Source organism: Nocardia sp. NPDC058499, from assembly GCF_042719915.1.
Taxonomy (GTDB): domain Bacteria; phylum Actinomycetota; class Actinomycetes; order Mycobacteriales; family Mycobacteriaceae; genus Nocardia.
Genome location: NZ_JBHXMZ010000011.1, coordinates 191,837 through 211,021 on the forward strand (window position 1 = coordinate 191,837; position 19,185 = coordinate 211,021).

Consider the following 19,185-nt stretch of genomic DNA (forward strand, 5'->3'; position numbering starts at 1 on the left):
CGGGCCCCATGCAGTATTCGGACATCCGGATCCCGAATATCGGCACAGTTCCGGTATCACCCAGCACCTGATGTAGCGGGGATACGGGCGGTCAGGCGCCGCGGTCACTCAGGATCACCGCTCGCCGGTCGTCATGGTCGCGTCGGTGGGACACGACCGCCATCAAGCACAGCCTGTTCCTGAGAGTTCGCAGGAGGCGAGGGTCGGTGTCGGTGTTCAACCGGACGCCGAACGAGAACACCGAGGTGGTGAAGGGCCGGACCTGGAGGTCGAGTTGCTCCCATCGCCCCGGGTCGGTGCGATCGTGCGCCCAGAAAACGGTGGCGGGCCGGGCGGTGCCGGTCACGGCGGTGATGTCGCTGAGATCGGGCCATCTGGCGTGGTGTTCCCGACCTGCCGGGTTGTCCGGTGGGATCGGCAGGCGGGATGTGAGATCGAGTGTGTGGTCGCGGATTTTGCAGAATTCGACGGTTACGGCCACGAGTTCGAGGTCGGCGAGGTCTGGTTCGAAGTCCGTACAGCTGCCGCACATCCGTAACGTGGCGTCGACCCAGCGCTCCTTGTCATACTGATACACGTGTCCGAGGATCATGCTGGACGCTACCTCGGTCAGGTTCTGCCATGAGGCGCGGTCGTGGTGCCGTTCGGTCAGTCGGGCAAGCACAGTGGCCGCAGCATCTCCGACGGGGCCGAGCCACGGCCGGTACTTCTCGGCGATCGTAAGCGTCTGCGAGTTCCCGCCCAGCCAGGTGAAGGCCAGTGCTCTCGCAGTGATCATGCCGACATCCTCGAGTGAGGTGATGGTCGCACCCTGGCGGTCGGCGGCGACGGCCGCGACGAATATCGCCGAGGACATGATATCGACGAGGTCGGATTCGGTGGCAGCCGGCCCACCGTCGTGGTCCAGGTCGGTGACGCTGCCCCACCACTGCTGCCGGTCGGCGATCTGGGTCCGGACGAGCCGTCGTGCCGCGTCGGCGGCCAGGGTCCATAGTAGATCTGCGTCGTGCAGAAAGATCTCCATGGATTTTGTTACCTCATTTGCGCAGGTCCACCGTGCCCGATCGACAACGTTACCCGTCTGCCGGCGGATCTCGTTTTCCCGGAACGTAATCGGTGTCGCCGGTGCGACCGGCAAGCCGATCAGTGACAACGGCCTGGCGTTGAAACTGCGGGCGCTCGGAATCCAACCACGCCGGCACCGCAACACCGCCCTGTTCGCGCTCGCGTCCGAGCTTCCCGCGGCACTGCTGGCGAGGATGCTCGGCGTCCATATCTCCGTGGCCGTCCAATGGCAGCGGGTCAGTGGCGGTGACTGGACGGCCTATGCCGCTGAGGTCGCCACACGCTCCGGCCGCGCAGATCAGATCAGGCCCCGGCTACCTGGCCCGCCGACGAATTCTGCGATCGCTTCGAGCCCCGGACGGTAGCCGTCGGTGGTGTCGACCGTCAGTTGTCCGACGTCCATGTTCACCGGTACGAACGACGCGATGGTGCGGGTTCCGGCGGCGATCTCGGCGAGCAGGCCCGCGTCGTTGTGTGCGCGCCGGTGCGGGTCGTGCTCGGCGCGATTGGCGATGCGGTTGTGGAGCACCTGTTGGGGGGCGGTGCAGTGGATGATGCGGATTTCGGCGAACTCGGCCACACGCAGCAGGTTCGGGCGCCAGAGCTTGTCCTGGAACGCGGCTTCAGCGACCGCACTGACCCCGCTGCGGGCGAGCACGGTCAGCACGTCGAAGAACGTGTGGAGGACGGGGATGTTGAGGTCGTCGTAGTCGCCGTCGCGTGTGGGTGTGGTCGCGGCGACCATGCCCTGTTTGATCTCGTCGCGGATGATCGCCGGGATCCCGACCCGCTCGGCCAGGGCGTGGGCCAGAGTGGACTTGCCGGAGCCGGCCGGGCCGCTGACGACGGTGATCACCGGGTTCTGCGCGGAAGTGGGCATGCGGCATTGTGGCAGGTCACTCATCGTCAGCTGTCCGGGTGTCGGCCGTGGAAGGCTTGGTGAGCCGGTAGGCGATGAAGCCGGGTTGCCGGGTCAGGGTCTGGTACTCGGCTGGATGCGTGCGGGCCATCTCCGGGGAGGGTTGGTGTTCGGTGATCGCGTCGATGACGAATCCCGCGGTGGTGAATTCGGCACACCATGCTTGCAGCGGTTGGTGCCAGAAGCGGTGGGTGATGCCGCACGACCACTTCTGTTCGACCCATCCGGTGTCGAAGTAACTGCCTTCGGTGGCGAGCCAATCGGCGGTGGGGTGACTGGTGGAAATGATCATGTGCCCGCCGGGGCGCAGGACGCGGTGGAGTTCGCGGAGCAGGGCGATGCGGTCGTCGATGTAGTGGATGACCAGGGCGAGCAGGCCGATGTCGACAGTGTCCGAGGTCAGCCAGTACAGGGGTTGGGTGAGGTCGTGTTGGCGCAGGGTGATCTGGCCGGCGGTGTGGCGCCGCGCCAGGTCGATCATGTTCGCGCTGGCGTCGATGGCGATGACGTGGGCGCCGCGGGCGAGGAGTTCGGTGACGTAGAGGCCGGGCCCGCATCCGGCGTCGAGGACGACGCGGTCGGTGAGGTCGCCGAGCAAGTTGAGCACGGCGGGCCGGTCATAGAGCGCGTTGTAGGGGCTTTCGGCTGCCTCGGCGGCGAACGCGGCCGCGTGCTGGTCGTAGGAGGTGGTGACGGTGTTGTCGGTGAGCATGGGTTACCTGACGTTCGCGGGTTGACGGTGGATGGGGGGCTGGTCGGGCAGCAGCGCGTCCAGCACGCTGTGGTCGGCGGGTTCGCCATCGACGAAGCCGCAGTGCAGCGCCCGCACGGCGGCTTCGTAGATGTGGGCCGGGGCGCGGCGGCCGGCGTCGATGAGCTGGTCGAGGCGGGTATCGAACTCGGTGAACCAGGCGCGGTAGTCCAGGATCTGCGGGTCGGTGCTCGGCCAGGTCCGGAACAGGTGGCGGCGGGCGAGGGTGAACGGGGTCGGGCTCGAGGCGTAGGCCGTTGAGACCGCGCCCCGGCAGCGTGGCACCTGGTGGTAGACACTGGTGGTTTCCCCGAGGTAGGCGAACCGGTAGCCGAGGCGCCGGTGCAGCGTGAGCCACATGTCCCAGTCCTCGCAGTGGGTCATCGTCTCGGTAAACCGGGCGGTGGTGTCGGTGAAGTTGCGGGATACCAGCGATCCGGTGTGAATGTAGTTGGCGCACAGAAGGAACTGGGCGTCGAACTCGTAGTCCTTGCGCGGCAGCCAGCGGGTGTCACGGGGCAGGGTTTCGATCCACCGGTCGCTGACGAGCGCCCCGCCGTAGACGGCGTCGGCGCTGCCGTGGTCAAGCACGGTGTGCGCGGCGCGCAGATGCCGGGCGAACACGACATCGTCATCGTCGAGGAACGCGACGAATTCCCCGGCCGCAGCGGCCAGGCCGGTGTTACGGGCGGCCGCAACCCCGGCGTGGCCGGTTTCGATCAACCGGACCGGCAAGACGGTACGCCAGCTGTCGGCGACGGGTCGGGCGGGCACATGCCCACCGTCGTCGACCACGATGATCTCGAAGTCGGTGAGTTCCTGGCGAGTGAGGCTGCGCAGTGCCCGGTGCAGCGGGCCGGGCCGGTTGTAGGTCGGGATGATGACGCTGATCATCGTGGCGACCTCACCGGGTCGAGCAGTTCGCACCGCAGCAGATCGAGCGCCGCAACGGTGGCCGGGTGCTCGGCCGTGCCGAGCACCCGTGTGGCGACCGGGCCGGTCACCGCGGCCAGACGGTAGAACTGGGCCCGCTCACCGGCTGCGGTGAGGGTCGCCACTGTCCACACTGTGTCGCCGTCGCGGGTCACCTCGAGGGCTCGACCGCCTTGGGCGTCGCTGATGACGACGTTGCCGCCCGGGAGGGGTTCGGCGCCGCCGGCCAACGGGCAGAACAGGTTCTGCGGTGGATCGGCGAGGTGCTGCCAGACGATCGCGTGGTTGGTCGGGTCGATCTCGAGGACTCGGGAGTAGCCGTGGCGTTGGCCGTTGTCGAACACCAGCAGGTTCCCGTTCGGCAGCATCGTCGGCTGGTGCTGGCCGGACACTTCGCCGGGCCCCCACCACCAGCGGACCGCACCGGCGGACAGGTCGAGCACGGCGATGGTGTCGAGCTCGCGCATCGACACCAGCACCTCCCCGTCTCCCCACAACCCGGCCGGATGAGCTTGCACGACTTCGACGGTGTTGGCGTGCAGCAGATCCGCTGGCGACCCCGGTAGGTCGCGCAGCAGCCGCGAGGCTGTCCGCCCCGGTCGCAGGGCTCCGGCGGCGGCCAGGTCGTGATGAGTTGCCAGCGCTGCGCGATGGTGCGGGGACCGGCGTCTACGGTCGATGTGGCTGATGATCAGCGCGGACAGCACCGCATCGCTCATCAACAGGTCGTACAGCGAATAGGTCGCGGTGGGCGTGCCGGTGTCGTCGATGACGGTGATGGAGTTGTCGAGCATGACGAACGCCGCGTCTGCTCCGTCGACGACCCGGGGTTGTTCGGTCAGGACGTACACCTGGCCGGTGTCGGTGACGTGCAGGTCGTGGTGGACGGGCAGCTCGACGCGCCAGATCAGGGTGGAGTCCGGTGCCAGTTTCAGCAGCGAATGCAGCGGCACCGTCGCATACAGGCTGCCGTCGGCGCCGAGTTCGACGTGGTTCCAGCCGCGCAGATACCTCGGCGGACGGGTCTGCGGCCCGGGTTGGTCGAGGTCGCTGCTCCAGGCGTGCACGATCTGCGCGTCGCGGTCGATCAGGCACGCGACCGGACGGGGATAGGTCGACGACGGCGAGAACAGGAAATGCGTTGCGGCAGTGTCCATCATCGCCTCGCCGCCTCGAGGCCGAACTCCAGCCGGACCGCGGCCGTCATCTCGTGGGCGACCTGTTCGGCGACGCGGGCGCCGATCTCGGCGCTGGCCTTGTGGGCGGTGTAGACGATCCCCGAGGATGTTGCGGCGTCGGGCGGCAGGGGAAACACGTCGTAGCTGAAGCGGCGTGCCGGTGACACCGCTGGGTCGGTGCCGGCGAGGTCGGGGCGGGCCGCGCCGGGGGCGATGTGCATGGTCAGGCTGGATTCGACCATGCCCGCGTGGTGGTCGTCGGTGCGGGCGACGCCGGTTTCGGCCGCGAGAGCGTTGCGGAACGGTTCGCCCACGACGTCCCACCAAGCCACGATCATGATCCGGGCATCGGTGAAGGTGGCGGTGACGATGCGGGCGGCCTCGCACAGGTAGCTGAGGTTGTCGATGGCGGAGTTGACGATGACGACCTGCTGCGCACCGTGTTCGGCCAGGGCGGTCAGGATCTCGGTGACCAAGTGAGTGAAGGTCGTGCCGCTGATGGCGAGGACGCCGGGGAACACACCACCGAGGCGTTGGGGTGCGGTGGCGACCCCGTAGCCGATGGTCGGTGCGATCGTGGCATCGAGGTCGGCGGCCAAGCGGTGGGCGAAGTAGTCGCTGATCATCGTGTCCGCGCCCAGCGGCAGGTGTGGGCCGTGGGGCTCGACGGCCCCGATCGGCACGATCACCAGGCCGTGGTGTCTGCGGATGTCGAAGTCGGGCCAGGTCAGTTCGGCGAGCAGCATCATCGATCTCCTCGAAGTGTTGAGATGTTGGTCAGGCGTCGGTCCAGCCGAGGCTCGGCACTGCGGTGGGGCGCAGGTGTTCGGCCAGGCGAAGGTTGAGGAAGTCCTCTTTGTTCGCGCACCCGGCGCCGGCTTCACACGGCGCCCAGGTGTTCTCGCGCAGCCGCAGATCGAAGCCCGGGTCGAGAACGTTGCCGAAGCGGTGCAGGCCGAGTGCGGCATACCGCGAGCATCGGTAGACATCGCCGTGGATATCGACGAACACGTAGTCCGCGCCGGCCCGGCACGCCCGGTGCTGCGGGGAGGTCAACCCGACCAGCGCAGTGCGGGTGAGTTCGGCGTCGCCCCCGCACGCCGCAACCGTGCCCACCACATCGGCGCTGCTGGCCAGCGCGGGCACCGCGGCCGTGGGGTCGGCACCGGTATCGGCGTTCGACGGCACCGACGGGTCGTAGCCGAGATCGACGTTGAATCGCAGTCCGGCCTCGTCGGCCGCGGCTTTGACCCGCGCGATCGTAGCTGTGTCGTGGTCGGCGAACAACAAAGTGTTCACGACGACGAAGCATCCGTAGGTGTCCTGGGCGAAGGCTGCGGCGGCGATGAACTTTTCCAGGGGCATTTGCCCGTCGTGCCAGGTCAGCCACAGCGACAGCTTGCCGAGGTTGGCATTTCGCTCCAGCGTCGGCAGACGCCGTTGCAGCAGTGACGCGTTGGACAGCAGTTCCACGAACCGCACGCCGGGCTGGCGGGTGAGCCAGGCGGCGCGGTCGAGAAATGCGGGCGAGGCGAAGGGCTCGCCGAGGGTGCCGAGCCGGACATCGACCGGGAACGGGCGGGTGGCGATCCAATCGACGATGGCGGTGAAGGTGTCGCGGTCTTCGTCGGCGCGCCAGTCATAGCGGTTGCTTTTCGCCCAATCGCCGGTCGAGACACAGTATGTGCATTTGAAGTTGCACAGCCGTTGTGCTGCGACGTACCAGATCCGCAGCGGGCGGTTAGCCATCACAGGGTCTCCTCATCCGAAGGTGGCAATGGGCCGGAATTCCCGGCTGGGGTAGTCGGGTGCCTGGTTGTGGCAGCGCCGACACAGGAAATCGTCGGCGGAATCGGCGACGCCGAAGACCTTCTGCCGCAACAGCACCGCGGCGTCGCTGGTCATGAGCTCATGCAGCGAGCCGTCGCGGATGTTGCCGAAGCGTTCGCGCTGGTAGTAGTCGTTGCAGCACAAGAACAGGTCCCCGGCGACGCTGATGTTGGCGTGGTGGACCGGCCAGCCGCAGCCGGTGAGCCGCCCACGGGCCGCCACGTTCTGGAAGTACTCGCCGCCGACATCCCCAGCCCGGTCGCAGGTGGCCGAGGCGGTGACCTCGACGCCGAGAGGCAGATAGCGGCGACCGATCTGCTCGACATTGCCGGCCAGCTGCTCGCCGAGCCCATTGACCACGATCTGTACCCGGAACCCGGCGTCGATCGCGGCGCGCAGGTTACGGGTGGTGGTCTCGTAGCTGCGAGAACCGGTCAAGGCCGCGAACTGATGCGGGTCGACGCTAGGCAGATTGACGATCAGGTGCCGCAGCACTTTGCGGTCACGCAGCGCCTCGATCTTGGCGGGGGTGAGTGCGGAGGCGTTGGTGTAGAGCGCCAGCTCGATACCGTGATCGGCCAGCACCGTCAGGCGGTCGGTGAAATAGCGATCCAGGGTCGGCTCATTGAAGAACTGGAAGGTGACGTAGTCGATGCCACCGTGTTCGGCGAGTTTGGCGACGACCTCGCCGAACAGCGGCATCGGCATGGTCTGGCGCGGTTTCGGGTCGGTGGAGACCGGACAGAAGCGGCACCCCCAATTGCAGTGCGCGGTCACCTCGATCTCCCCGGAGACCAGCCGATATCCCCGACACAAGTCGGCCGGCGCCTGGATCCACTGCCGGGCCACGGCTTCAGCGACCAGCCCACACCCGAACCGCTGCACCAGCCCGGCGGAATCCCGGGGGTGACGGGCACATTCGACCAGCAGCTCCAGCATGCGCGGATCGTTGTGCCAGTCGATGCGGCGATCCAGGCCCACGATCCCGAAAGCCGTTTCGGGGGCTGGCGTCTCGCCGTGCGGATAAGTGGGGCCGAAGGTGTCGGTCAGATAGACCACCGGCGACGCGGCGCCGGGGTCGACGCGCGTGAGATACGGCGAGGTCTGTACCGAGGTGGGTAGTCGAGTCATCGGGCCCCCTGTAGCGGCGCATGCGGATCCCTGGATCGGGGAGTGCGGGTCGGCAAGAGCGCGGGAACAACCGTGCGATGCGGTGGCCCGCGAATGACGATCAACTGAATGTAAGCTCCACCACACAAACAGTCAACTACTTTGCTAGCAAAGTGCTGTGCTGAAGGTGCGGTCTGCTGGCTGATACCGTGAAGTCCGTGGCAAGTGAGATCACTGACGAACGGACCATCCAAACCCGGATCGCCGACGACATCCGTGCACGCATCGAACTCGGCGAGTACGCGGCAGGCGACCAGCTGCCCACCTACGATGACCTGCGCAAAACCTATCTGTGCAGCACTGGCGTGGCACGCAAGGCCATCGACCTGCTGCGTCAGCAGGGCCTGGTCATCTCCCGGCAAGGTAAAGGTGTGTTCGTACGCGAGCGCGCCCAACCCAAACGGCACGGCATCGAGCGCTACGCCCGCAGCCGGTGGAAGTCCGGCGGCACCGCGATCCACGACGCCGAGGCCGGCGGCCAAGGCCTGTCGGTCAAACAGCTCTACCGAGAACTCGGCGAGACTCCGGCCCCCGCAGTCGTCGCGACAGCGTTCGGCATCGAGGAAGGATCACCGGTGTGGGTGCGCAAACGCACCACGGTCGTCGACGACCGCCCACACCAGCTCGCCGACTCCTACTACCCGCTCGACCTGGCCCTGGGGACCCTGCTCACCGAGGAAAAATCGGGACCTGGCGGCGGATTCGCACGTCTCGACGAAGCCGGTGACCCCCTCGCGGAGATCAGCGAGGAGTGGAGCGCCCGAATGCCGACATCACCGGAAAGCGTTGCCCTGCAACTACCCGGCGGCACACCGGTCATGGACTTGACCCGCACCGTCTACGACACCAAGGGCCGCGCGGTAGAGGTCATGCTCGCCGTGATCGCCGCCGACACCGTCCGCATGAGCTACCGCTTCCCGATCCCCGACTGAGAATCCAGGCAAGGAGACCACCATGTCAGCGCCCTCGATTCCCGACATCGCCCTCAACGACGGCAACACCATCCCGCAACTCGGCTTCGGGGTTTTCCGCGTCCCCGATGACGAAGCGACCCCAGCCGTCGCCGCAGCGCTCGAGGCCGGTTACCGGGCGATCGACACCGCCGCCTACTACAAGAACGAACCCGGCACCGGCGCCGGCATCGCTGCGTCCGGGATCCCGCGTGAACTGCTCCACATCACCACGAAGGTCTGGCACACCGACCTCGGCTACGACAGCACCCTCGCCGCCCTGGACAAGAGCCTGACCAACCTCAAACTCGACTACCTCGACCTCTACCTGATCCACTGGCCGGTGCCCTCACGCGACCTCTACGTCGATACCTGGCGTGCGCTGGAAAAGATCAAGAGCGACGGCCTTGCCCGCTCGATCGGCGTATCCAATTTCCCGGCCGCGCAGATCGAACGCCTCATCATCGAAACCGACACCGTGCCCGCGATCAACCAGATCGAACTGCACCCCCGGCTGGCTCAAACCGAGCTACGCGACTTCGACTCCCACCATGGCATCGCCACCCAGGCATGGAGCCCACTCGGACATGGTCAGCTGATCTCCGACCCGACCGTCAACGCCATCGCCGAACGGCACGATAAGACCGCGGCCCAGATCCTGCTGCGCTGGAACCTCGAACTCGGCAACATCGTGATCTCGAAATCCGTGACCCCAGACCGGATTCAGTCGAACATGGAGATCTTCGACTTCGAACTGGCCCTCGACGACCACGACCTACTCGCCACGCTGGATACCGGCGCGCGCACCGGCCCGGACCCAATGGTCTACGGCGCCTACTAGCTAACGAACTCCACGGTGCCCGGCTGGCGTTACCGTGCACCGTGGAACGTCGTAGCGGCGAGCTACCGGGAATGACCGGAAGGATTGCCCGCGAGCGTATTCATACATGTCGGGCCGATCAAGCAGCTCGCTCGAGCCTGCTCGGCGTGTTGGTGCCGTTGCTGCTGGGCGTCGTGGCCGTGAGCCGTCGGCCGGACCGTTGGCCAGCAAACCATCGGATAGTGCTCAGCGTTCGCGCTCGATGCCGCGGGAGCGGTCTCGTTCTCGTTCCAGGGACCGGTTTCTGCTGTGTCTGACGGTCGGCGCGACCTGAGGGAGCTCCCGTCGCGGAGTCTCCGCGCTGAGGGTTGGCGGGCCCAGGCGCAACACATCTGCTGCTTCTCGGGCGCTCATCGGTGTCCGCTCTCCTCGCGCTTGGGCTTCCCTGCGTTCATGGGCGCGTTGAGCTAGCCGGTCGGCCGCTTCGCGCTGCTGCTGCCGTTGCTCCGGCGCTCGGGGTTCCCGGCCCTGCTTCTCGATAGACCGCTGGGTCGCCTCTTGGGTGCGTGGCCTTTGCTGAAGCTGCTCCTGTGCCCTTGCCTCCCGTTCCTGTGTCCTCGTCTCTCGCTGCTGGGCCCTTTGCTGGCGCGCCTTCTCACCGACACCTGGCAATTCGAGCTGTCGACCCGGCTCCAATTCCAGCCCGCGAACCCAAATTTCGCGGGCATCAGCTCGAGAGATGATCTGATGCTGGAACCGGTCCCCGAAGTCCCGAATCAGTCCTCTGATCAGTTCTTGGGCTTCTTTCGAGATGAACTCACCCTCGACCGAACGCAACATGTGACGATTGATCTCTCCCCGCTTGAGAAGTTCCCGGACTCCTCTGAGCTGCTTTTCGTCTTTATCCCCCTTGATTCGGCCGGACTTTTCTTCGATAGACTCGGCGCGACTTCGGTCATGCTCGTTCTTGATTTTGTCGAACTTAATTCGTTCCGTGCGCCCGTTCTGGTCTCGGAACTCGTATTTGCGCGATCCCTGCGCGTATCCTTTTTCGCGGTCACGAAAAAACTTCTCGGTGCCGTGCTCGAAGATCCTGCCGCGCACATGCGGTTCGAAGCCATCGCGGTCCCGGCCGTAGCCGTCACTCATCGGGGACTACATCAGATTGTAGTATTTCCTTCGTAAGTCGTCGGTAATGTGAATGAAGCCGTCGCCGTACTCGGTGTTGTGCTGGATCATGGAGTCGATGTAGGCGAATACCGTGCGTTCGTCTTCGTCGCTGTCGTAATCCACCCAGTGCAAGGCTGGGTTCACGCCACCGTCATAGAATGATTTATCGGGACCATATTCAGTGTGGTCGACCCATTCGCCATCCACGTACTTCTCGAAACACGCGCCAAGAAAGCAAATGAACGCGTCGGTCATATCCTGATTTTCGGGACGGTATGGCGTGTCTGAGTCCGGGAACAGCCCTCTACACACATCATTGAGCCGATTCAGGTCCGAAGAGTCTTCCGGCCACAGCTTCGCAGGCATGCGTTGCAACCCGGCATGATTCAAGAACTTCTGTACCTGCGCCGCCCGCCGGTCCGGGTCGACCCATTTCCCCCATGCGGTCTGCTCGACGGATACGCCAAGATCCATGCTGAGCTGGTCGTCTCCCACGATGCCTGACTCCTCCATTTTCTCTTCCATCCTGAGCCCAAGGTCCAGGCTGAGCTGGTGTACAAACGGTACGGGGCCGCGCGCGGACATGGCAACGAAATCGGCGCGACGTGCCGTGCGGGGATCCGCGGGATCGAGCGGACATCGTCGGTCAGAAGATCGCTCTCACGCCGCCGGGCAGTCGCCAAGGGCCGTCGGCTTCCGTGGGTGTCTGTCCCCGCGGTGCGCTTGTGGTCTTGAGCCGGGACGCCGGCTTCGGCGCCACGTCCACGGTGTGCGCTTCGACTACCTGGGCGACCAGTCCTCGGTGACCGTCGCGTAGTGCGCGGCGATTTCCTCTGGACGGAGCATGCTCACCGGTACGTCTTCGCCGATCACCTGGAGCGCCTGTAGGGATGCGGTTTCCAGCCGGGCGGCGCACTCGACCAGCAGGGCGGTAAGCGGAATTCTCGCCCCCTATCCGGTCAGCAGGAAGCCGTCGGTCCCGGCGTGAAACTAGCGCTCTCGACCGCATCCGGATGTCCTGTCTCGTTGGATCTGAGGCAGTCTCGTTGATTTGAGCTGAGCTGGCGGGATCGGCCGTGGCCCAGAACCGGGGTGCTCAGCATCCGTTTCCGGCCGCGGCCGCCGATCACACGGAGCCGCCGTTGCTCGGCCGCCGGGGCACAGCGCCAGCGGAATGCACGCGCGTCAACCGGGCGTTCCAACCCTGGTCCGGGTCAGCGCATCACGTTGGCGTGGGATTTCGGCGTTGCACCCGAACTTCCCCAGTCGCCACAGATGTGCACGTCCGGTCGAACGTCATCCAAGAGACCGTGCCGGTGGGAATTGGCCCATGGGCTGTGCACAGCGCGGGCACGCCTGATCGCTCACCCGGCGATCGCTGCCGTCTCCGTGGCGAACCGTGTTACGCCGCTGTCGATTCCCAACGACGCCAGAGGCGAAATCGGCGAGTCGTGGGCACCGTAACGGGATGATGCCACCATGGACTCGATGATGCCGGATACGACGGCGACTTATCCCGCGACGGCGCTGAAGATGTTGCATTCCACCGCGGAGCGGGTCACAGTGACCGCCCCGGCGGATCCCGCCGGGGCGGTGCGGATCATCTACGAGGCGCTGGCTCTCACCGCGACCGCGAACAGTCTGATCGATCAGGCGCTGATGGAATTCGAATTCGAGGTGTATTGGCCGGGGCAAGACTTCCTCATCGGCGCGCGAGAGCAGTACTTGACGCTGGCCGTGGACCGGATCACGTCCGTGCTTCCCACCCCGATATCCGCACTCGCCCACGACCATGTGACTGTGCTGACAGGCCCCGAAGTAGCGCCGCGGCAGTATCAGCCGAATCAGCCCGACGGCTACGACGGGGTGGTCTGTGATCCCGACGCGCCGGAGCGGGCTCGCCAGTTGCTTCTGCACCGCACGCAGGCTGTCGCATCGGCGAACAAGAGGGTATGGACCCAGGTCCACAACCTCCTCGTCCGCCTCGTCGACCAGGCGTCGGACCCACAGCACCGCACAGCATGCCGGGTAACAGCTCTGCTCCTCGACGCGATTGTGAATGCGGATCCGGGTACGGACCCTGAGGAAATCCACCGGCGAATTCTCACCATCGAAGCCGTCGGCGAGACTGGCTCCCATCCGTAACCGGCGTTCCACGACGCGGTGTTGAGGGCAGGTTCGCTCGCTCTACCAGCTCTGTCTTCGATTGCGGCCGCACTGTGATATTCCAGGTGCGTAGGAACACTGTCGAGGTCGATGGCCTGCGGGCGACCAGAGTGCTGGGTGCATCGATGCTTGCCCGCTGTGAAAGCGGCCATACCTGGCGGCGAGTGCTCAGGCGGCGAGCTGGTTGATCAGAGCCACGAATTCGTCGGTCGGATACAACGCGAGGCTGTCTTCGCCCGGCTCGACGACGGCGGCGAGTTCGATACGGCCGTCATGCCATCGGTACAGGTGCTGGCTGATCGGCCACGGATCGTTGGCGTAGTGGTGTGTTCCGAGCTTGGCCAGGATATTGCCGGCCATGAGGATGTCTATTCCGTGGATGGGCGCGGCGAGAATGCTGAGTTCGGCAGGGGCGGTGAACAGCACGCCTGCTGGGCCCATGATGTCGGGGTAGTCGCCGAGCCACCGTGCATGAGCGCTGGTGTAGTCCCCGCCGGTGAGCAGGAACCACGGTGGGGCGTCCTCGGGAAAATCAGCGCGTGTGATGTTCAGCGGTCCGTCGGTGCGTGTGTTGTCTTCGGCGAGGGTGAACAGGTCCGGCTCGGTGACCGGCCAGTTCGCCAGCAGCGGGTAGGTGACCGGGGTGATCGTGTGGACGCTGTCGAGCACGACCCGCTGCACCAGGCCCGGCGCCAGCGGCCGGCACACGCAGTCCACTTCGTCGTGGCCGTTGTCGGGGTAGAGGCGGGTCCGGACCAGTGTCGTGATCTCGGAGAATTCTCGGGTCTTCAGCGGCTCGGTGTCGTCGTCGGCCAGCCCGGTGCCGAAGTGGTCGGCGGCCAGCGCCGCCCAGTCCTGCTGTGGGGCGGCGGCGGCTTTGCGGATCAGGTTCTCGAGGTTGCAGATCGAGGTCCCTGTCGGGCCGGTCACCGTCACCTCGCCGTCTCCGGTCACCTGTGTGGCGTGGCCGTGTAATTCGGCTGCGGCACAGAACAGCTCGGTGATCTGGCCCCGGAGCTCGTCCATGTTCCCACCCTCTCCTCATTTGGTGCAGGTCACCGCGAGAGCCTGCCGGCCGAACATAGCCGTGCACTCCGACAAGGCCCGCGCACATCCGCGGCCGGATGAACGTCGTGATCGCCGGTTATCGTGAGGTCTGTCGAACGAACACTTCCGGCCCAGAGCGGACCGGCGGCCCTTCATCCGGGCGGGTGGTTGTTGCCGGACCCTGGTACTACCCGGACTTCTCGGATACGCCGAGGTGGCGGGCGGCGGTCGCGGCGACAGCGCTGCGCGCTTGCTCGATATCGATGAGATGACCTGTGCCGACGAAGCGATCCAGCAGCATCAGCGCCGCATTGTGGAGCCGTTGCGGTGGCGTCCGGTTGGCGTTGGATGCGCACGCGTCACAGACCACCCACGGTGTCAGTCCTGCGTCGAACACCGCTATCGCGGTGGCCAGAACGCAGGCATCGGTGGCGATTCCGCACAGGAACACATCGGTGGGGCGTCGAGGACTTCTGGAATCGTCATGGCCTCGCTTTGTACTCATCCCTCGCCTTCCACCGGCACCCCGGACAGATCCGTAGCAAAGGTGCTCAGCCGGGCGGGAAGTCGAGGACTCCTGGAATCGCGAACGCGTCGATCCGGTCGAGGATGTCGTCGAGTTCGTCGAGGATCTGCTGATCGCGGTGGCGGGCGGCGACACCGCGCTCGTAGTAGCCGGGGTCGAGTACCCCGGCCGCGGTGCGGGCCGGGTCCGGCAGGACCAGGCTGGTGGTGATCGCGGCGATCGTATCGGCCGGCAGCGGGTCGAGTTCACCGATGTAGCCGGCGGCGATGCCGCGGTCGTCGAATTCGGTGAGGTAGGGCTGGCCGGCGAAGGCTTCGAGCAGCTGAGGGTTCGGGCTGTGGTCGGGGTCGGTGAGTAGGCGTTCGGCGACGAGATGCCCGCGGGGTTCGGGGGCGTGGGCCAGGACTTCGTGCCAGTGCCGGAACACCGCGACCGGGCAGGTCTCGGGGTCGCCGGTGGCGGGTAGTTCGATCAGGGGCTGGGCACCGACGGTGACTGCGGTTTCGGTGACCCGGATATCGCGCTGGGTGAGGGCGGCGATCTGGGCCCAGCGCAGCCCGGAGGTGCCCAGCAGCACGATCACCGCGTCTCGGCGCCCGCGCAGTCCTTCGGGCCAGCCGGTGGCGGGCAACTGCGCCACGATCTGGTCGGCGCGGGCGCGGGCCGCGTCGAGGCGCGCAGCACGCCCGGGGTTGAGGGCGCGGCGGACCGCTTCGGCCTCGCCCGGGACCGGTGTCCGTTGGCGGCGGTGGGCTTCGTTGATCGCGGTCACCCGGCCGCGGCGGGTCGCGAGGGTGCCGCCAACCTTCTCAAGGTAGGCGAGGACCGCGGAGGCACAGAACCCGCCAGTGGGGAGTTCGGCGATATCGGCGGCCGCCGCCCAGCGCCAGAACTCCCGCCACTCGCGGGCCTGCTCACCGGTGAGGCCTGGGATGCGGCTGGGCATGCGTCGGTGCCCGTGCGGTGCCCTGTCCGGGGGCTGGCTGTGAGGTTCGGGTTGGGTCATCATCTGTCCGGCTTCGGGTCCGATCACCACCGGTGGGCCTGCCTCTACTCGGCGCGCCTGTACCGGCGCAGCGCCGCGTAGCCGGTCGCGATCGCCGCGACGAGCACGACGACGCTGATCACCACGCCCGCGATATCGGGCCGGAAGGCCGTTCCGGTCGCCGTCGCCAGCAGGGCCGCCAGCGCGGGGAATCCGACAGCGGCCGCGGCCCGCAGGAGATCGGCTTTGCGCGTGCGATCGGTCATGGAACGGCATCCTCCCTGGTAGTCGCCGAGCATCAGCGCGGCCGGGCGGCCGCGCACCGGCTCTGCTGATCGAGGGTAGCCGGTAGCGTGAACGACCGTGACTTTCAGCGCGTCTCGGACCGACCAGGTCATCAGTGTGGTGACAGCGGTCGGCCGTGCGGACCCGCAGCACTTGGCCGACGCCTACCGGTCGCTGTGCGCGCAGGTCCTGCCGGACGGGTGGGTGTGGGAGTGGGCGATCCAAGCCGATGGCACCGACCGCGGCGATTTGCCGTTACCGTCGCAGGCCTGCACCGATCCGCGAGTTCGGCCCGGCGAGCAGTCGCACGGCGGCCCCGCGGTCGCGCGCACCACGGCGCTGGCGCGCTGCCGTGGCCGGCTTGTGCGGGTGCTCGATGCCGACGACCAACTACCCGCTACCGCGCTCGCGGACGCGGTCACAGTGCTTTCTACCGATCCGTCGGTGGGCTGGACCGCGAGCGCGGTGCTGGATCTCGCCGAGGACGGCACGCTCACCGGCTGGCACGGCGATCCGGCCGAGGGGATTCTTCCCCGGGGCTCGACGATCTCCGCGTGGATGGCCGATCCTTGCGCGCTGCGGATCCATCCCGCCACGCTCACCGTTCGGCGCCCTCTCCTGGCCGCCGTAGGCGGATGGATGGCGCTGCCGGCGAGCGAGGACATGGGACTACTCGCAGGGCTGGACAGCCTGGCACACGGCTATTTTCTCCCCCGGCCAGGGCTGGTGCGGCGCTCGCACCCTGCGCAGATGACCCGCGCGCCGGGCTTCGACGCCCAGGTCACCGCCCTGCGAGGACTGATTGCCGAGCGCGTGACCGCAATCGGTGAGCTGTTCCACTGACTTCGAGCGGGGATGCCAGTTCGGGGCGCCCTCGCGCGGAACGAGGGCCTGCCTGCGCCGTGATCGTCAGCCTGTTGTACTCGCGCTCGGGCGACCACGGCGTTGACCTGTTCGAGTTCAGCGATATCGGACGAGCCAACACTTCAGCTGGTCGTCGTTCCGATAGCCCAGGTAGTCGCATACCGCTCGGGCAGTGATGTACGTCAGCGATGTGGCACTGCGCACGAGCTCACCCCAGTCGTCGGTATCCACCCGGTACCGAATGAGGCGGTGACCGTCATGGTCGATGCTCTCGCACAGCGAGGTGATCGCGACGATATTAGGGTGGGAGTGCAGGGACAACGTGCTGTAGTAGCCGGTCACACCGGTTGCTTCGAGCGCGGAGAACGCTTTGAACATTTTCCCAAGTCCCGGGTACGGTTCACCACCGACTTCCCAGCCCGGCTCGGTTGCGGGACTGTCCCATTGGGTGTCCGCCCCGGGGAAGCGCTGCTCCAACTCCCAGCGGAGGTTCTCGCGGATCTTCTTTGCGTCTCGCTGCACTGCACTGGACGCTTTTCGCTCGCTCAGTACCCATCTCATGCGGTGAGCTGCCGCCAGCCTAGCCATCCACCGCCGCGCCATCCGGGCTTGCGGCGTAATCCCCGGTTCCAAGAGCCACGCCGCGTGCGCGAGGTGCTCGCCAACCGCACGAGCGACCGGCCACGGCGCGAGCGCCATAGTTTGGCTATCCACCAGCGCTTTCAGCCCGAGCAGGTGTTGCGCGGCGGCATCAATCATCTGTACCGCATCGAACCCCGCACCGGTACCTTCTGGCTTGGAGAGATCCGGGAAGGCGTCAGCGAGTACAGCATCCTCCTGTGCGGCAGGCGAGATCGGCTGGCTCCCGCCACCGAACTGCCGGTTCGTCGTTGTCCACGCTTTGTACAGTTCGCCGAGTTCCAGGCTCCACTGCGCGAATGCGGCCGCGGTCTCGCCTTCGAACGCCATGCGCACAGGCTAGACGCGTACCGGCGAAGGGGCACACCCATTTTTGCGGAAGGTCCTCCACGGTGACGGGCGACAGTTCGCGTTCGGCGATATCCGTTGGTTTTCAGCGATTACTACCGGAACCCCGACCTCGGCCCACACCCGGCGCCGCCGCCCCGACGGGAGGGTGGCATCGCCGCGCCAACTGCCCCGGCGGACCTGGCTGCGCCGCCTCTCAGCTTGAATCGCGAGCACGGTGGATCCGCACGCTGGTGCAGTGGATGGAGCTTTTCCTACTACGACCACTACAGACCGGTGTCGATGTCGGCGGTGCGCTGGTCGCGTTTGCGGTCATAGACCAGTGAGGTGCTGACCAGCTTGTGCCGGAGCTTGGTCGCGACCTTTTCGGCGGGGACATCGTCGTCGAAAAGCTGAGTAGCCGCGCCGGCGCGGGGGCTGTGGCCACGCAGCTCGCCGACTCCAGCGGCGATGCTCCGGTCGGCGAGGATCGAGCCGACGGAGCGGCCGGACAGCGCGGTGTCGGCATGGGGCAGGCCGCCGTGGGAAACCGGCCGGAACACCGGTCGTTCGGCGTCGTCGCGGTGCGGGGTCGGCCATCCTCCGGTGCAGCGGTGTTCGTGCGGATCACTGGTGTCTCGGCGCAGCATACGTTGCACGGCAATAGATCTCGCGTCGGTGACGGCGGCCGGGTCGACGGCGGCCTGGCGCAGGGCGGTGCGGGCGGCGCTGTCGTGGACGGTGAGGACGTCGAGCCATCGCAACAGGGCGCACCAGGGGCACCACAGGGCGTCGGTCGTGCCGCGGCCGAGGTAGATCTCGTTGGCATCGAGATCACCTTTGCTGCCGCGCAACCGAATTCGCAGCCGGTGGCCGCCCTCAGGGGCCGGCGCAGCGGCCAGGTCGGACAGGTGTAGGCCGACGGCTTCACTGCGGCGCAGCGCCGCGCCGTAGAGCAGCACGATCAACGCGATATCACGTCGGGCAGCGACCTGCTGACGCCAGGTGGATGCGTGGCTGTGGATATGGGGGACGAGAGCCTGGATGACCGGCAGTGTCGCGGCCGGGGCCCGGTCGGGAGTAATCCCGGCCCGGCCGCGGACCCGGCGCACACCGCGCATGACCCGCTTCACCGAGGCATCAGCGGTCGGATCCGGGTACCCCGCGTCGGCGTGGGCGCGCGCGATCCCGGCAAGAAGGACGCGCAACGTGGATACCGGCGCTGGCTGCCGCGGATCAGCGGCGACCGCGGACAGGAACCGAATCACTGTCCGCGGCGAGGTCGGCAAGGCCTGCTGTCCGGCGTCGGCGCACCAGCGGACAAACCGGTCCTGAGCCCAGCGATAGGTGCGGGTGGTGTTCTCGGCATCGGCGAACGCGGCGAATTCGTCGGCGGCGGCGTCGGCGGCCGCGAGGAATTCCGCAGCCCGGTCGTCGAACTCGGGCCCGACATCGGTGGCCGCGGTGGGGACCAGACGCAGTCGGGGGCCGTGTTGTTCGCTGCCTTCACCCTGACTCGGATCTGTCACTGTGACATCTGCGGTGTCGGTCATCGTGTCG

20 protein-coding genes are annotated in these 19,185 nt (G+C 66.7%); 4 read left to right on the forward strand and 16 right to left on the reverse strand.

Translation table 11 applies throughout. The features are described from left to right. Positions 1–91: 91 nt before the first annotated feature. From ACFWPH_RS28580 to ACFWPH_RS28615, 8 genes are all read right to left on the reverse strand, one after another. Positions 92–1,024 carry a hypothetical protein gene (locus ACFWPH_RS28580; protein ID WP_378755264.1) on the reverse strand — a complete coding sequence of 311 codons (933 nt, stop codon included), beginning with the start codon at positions 1,022–1,024 and terminating at the stop codon, positions 92–94. Positions 1,025–1,363: 339 nt separating this feature from the next. Beyond that, positions 1,364–1,921, reverse strand: a complete 558-nt coding sequence (locus ACFWPH_RS28585) for an AAA family ATPase (protein ID WP_378755265.1) — start codon at positions 1,919–1,921, stop codon at positions 1,364–1,366. Positions 1,922–1,961: 40 nt separating this feature from the next. Continuing rightward, positions 1,962–2,696, reverse strand: a complete 735-nt coding sequence (locus ACFWPH_RS28590) for a class I SAM-dependent methyltransferase (RefSeq protein WP_378755266.1) — start codon at positions 2,694–2,696, stop codon at positions 1,962–1,964. A 3-nt stretch (positions 2,697–2,699) separates the two neighbouring features. Continuing rightward, the gene (locus ACFWPH_RS28595; protein WP_378755267.1) at positions 2,700–3,629 is read right to left on the reverse strand and encodes a glycosyltransferase family 2 protein; all 930 of its coding nucleotides are present in this window, start codon (positions 3,627–3,629) and stop codon (positions 2,700–2,702) included. Next, positions 3,626–4,828: an arylsulfotransferase family protein gene (locus ACFWPH_RS28600; protein ID WP_378755268.1), complete on the reverse strand. Its 1,203-nt coding sequence runs from the start codon at positions 4,826–4,828 to the stop codon at positions 3,626–3,628. Before ACFWPH_RS28600 ends, ACFWPH_RS28595 begins: the two co-directional genes overlap by 4 nt. Next, the gene (locus ACFWPH_RS28605; RefSeq protein ID WP_378755270.1) at positions 4,825–5,595 is read right to left on the reverse strand and encodes a creatininase family protein; all 771 of its coding nucleotides are present in this window, start codon (positions 5,593–5,595) and stop codon (positions 4,825–4,827) included. The genes ACFWPH_RS28600 and ACFWPH_RS28605 overlap by 4 nt, the downstream gene beginning before the upstream one ends. Positions 5,596–5,623: 28 nt before the next feature. Then, a complete protein-coding gene (locus ACFWPH_RS28610; protein WP_378755271.1) occupies positions 5,624–6,595 on the reverse strand; it encodes a hypothetical protein in 972 nt (323 codons plus the stop codon). 12 nt (positions 6,596–6,607) lie between these two features. After that, entirely contained in the window at positions 6,608–7,807 is a 1,200-nt protein-coding gene (locus ACFWPH_RS28615) for a radical SAM/SPASM domain-containing protein (RefSeq protein ID WP_378755272.1), read from the reverse strand. Positions 7,808–8,004: 197 nt separating this feature from the next. Here ACFWPH_RS28615 and ACFWPH_RS28620 point away from each other — a divergent pair, with 197 nt between their 5' ends. Both ACFWPH_RS28620 and ACFWPH_RS28625 read left to right on the forward strand, forming a co-directional pair. Further along, complete coding sequence (locus tag ACFWPH_RS28620) at positions 8,005–8,778, forward strand: GntR family transcriptional regulator (RefSeq protein WP_378755273.1); 774 nt, start codon at positions 8,005–8,007, stop codon at positions 8,776–8,778. 22 nt (positions 8,779–8,800) lie between these two features. Beyond that, complete coding sequence (locus tag ACFWPH_RS28625) at positions 8,801–9,637, forward strand: aldo/keto reductase (RefSeq protein ID WP_378755274.1); 837 nt, start codon at positions 8,801–8,803, stop codon at positions 9,635–9,637. Between the two features lie 225 nt (positions 9,638–9,862). Here the strand turns inward: ACFWPH_RS28625 and ACFWPH_RS28630 are convergent, their stop codons facing one another. Both ACFWPH_RS28630 and ACFWPH_RS28635 read right to left on the reverse strand, forming a co-directional pair. After that, positions 9,863–10,765, reverse strand: a complete 903-nt coding sequence (locus ACFWPH_RS28630) for a hypothetical protein (RefSeq protein ID WP_378755275.1) — start codon at positions 10,763–10,765, stop codon at positions 9,863–9,865. Positions 10,766–10,771: 6 nt separating this feature from the next. After that, positions 10,772–11,281 (reverse strand): hypothetical protein, encoded by a 510-nt coding sequence (locus ACFWPH_RS28635; RefSeq protein ID WP_378755276.1) that lies wholly within the window; start codon positions 11,279–11,281, stop codon positions 10,772–10,774. Positions 11,282–12,265: 984 nt separating this feature from the next. On the opposite strand from ACFWPH_RS28635, the gene ACFWPH_RS28640 reads away from it, so the two are divergent. Further along, positions 12,266–12,931 (forward strand): hypothetical protein, encoded by a 666-nt coding sequence (locus ACFWPH_RS28640; protein WP_378755277.1) that lies wholly within the window; start codon positions 12,266–12,268, stop codon positions 12,929–12,931. Positions 12,932–13,120: 189 nt separating this feature from the next. Here ACFWPH_RS28640 and ACFWPH_RS28645 read toward each other — a convergent pair whose 3' ends face one another. The 4 genes from ACFWPH_RS28645 to ACFWPH_RS28660 form a co-directional block, all read right to left on the reverse strand. Then, complete coding sequence (locus ACFWPH_RS28645; RefSeq protein ID WP_378755278.1) at positions 13,121–13,978, reverse strand: hypothetical protein; 858 nt, start codon at positions 13,976–13,978, stop codon at positions 13,121–13,123. Between the two features lie 208 nt (positions 13,979–14,186). Next, complete coding sequence (locus tag ACFWPH_RS28650) at positions 14,187–14,504, reverse strand: cysteine hydrolase family protein (protein WP_378755279.1); 318 nt, start codon at positions 14,502–14,504, stop codon at positions 14,187–14,189. 46 nt (positions 14,505–14,550) lie between these two features. Continuing rightward, entirely contained in the window at positions 14,551–15,471 is a 921-nt protein-coding gene (locus tag ACFWPH_RS28655; RefSeq protein ID WP_378755280.1) for a hypothetical protein, read from the reverse strand. 104 nt (positions 15,472–15,575) lie between these two features. Next, on the reverse strand, positions 15,576–15,776 hold the full coding sequence (locus tag ACFWPH_RS28660; RefSeq protein ID WP_378755281.1) for a hypothetical protein: 201 nt from the start codon (positions 15,774–15,776) through the stop codon (positions 15,576–15,578). 97 nt (positions 15,777–15,873) lie between these two features. On the opposite strand from ACFWPH_RS28660, the gene ACFWPH_RS28665 reads away from it, so the two are divergent. Beyond that, positions 15,874–16,638, forward strand: a complete 765-nt coding sequence (locus ACFWPH_RS28665; RefSeq protein ID WP_378755282.1) for a glycosyltransferase — start codon at positions 15,874–15,876, stop codon at positions 16,636–16,638. Positions 16,639–16,755: 117 nt separating this feature from the next. Here ACFWPH_RS28665 and ACFWPH_RS28670 read toward each other — a convergent pair whose 3' ends face one another. Continuing rightward, a complete protein-coding gene (locus ACFWPH_RS28670) occupies positions 16,756–17,628 on the reverse strand; it encodes a hypothetical protein (RefSeq protein WP_378755283.1) in 873 nt (290 codons plus the stop codon). 284 nt (positions 17,629–17,912) lie between these two features. Next, positions 17,913–19,178, reverse strand: a complete 1,266-nt coding sequence (locus ACFWPH_RS28675; protein WP_378755284.1) for a hypothetical protein — start codon at positions 19,176–19,178, stop codon at positions 17,913–17,915. Between the last annotated feature and the right edge of the window lie 7 nt (positions 19,179–19,185).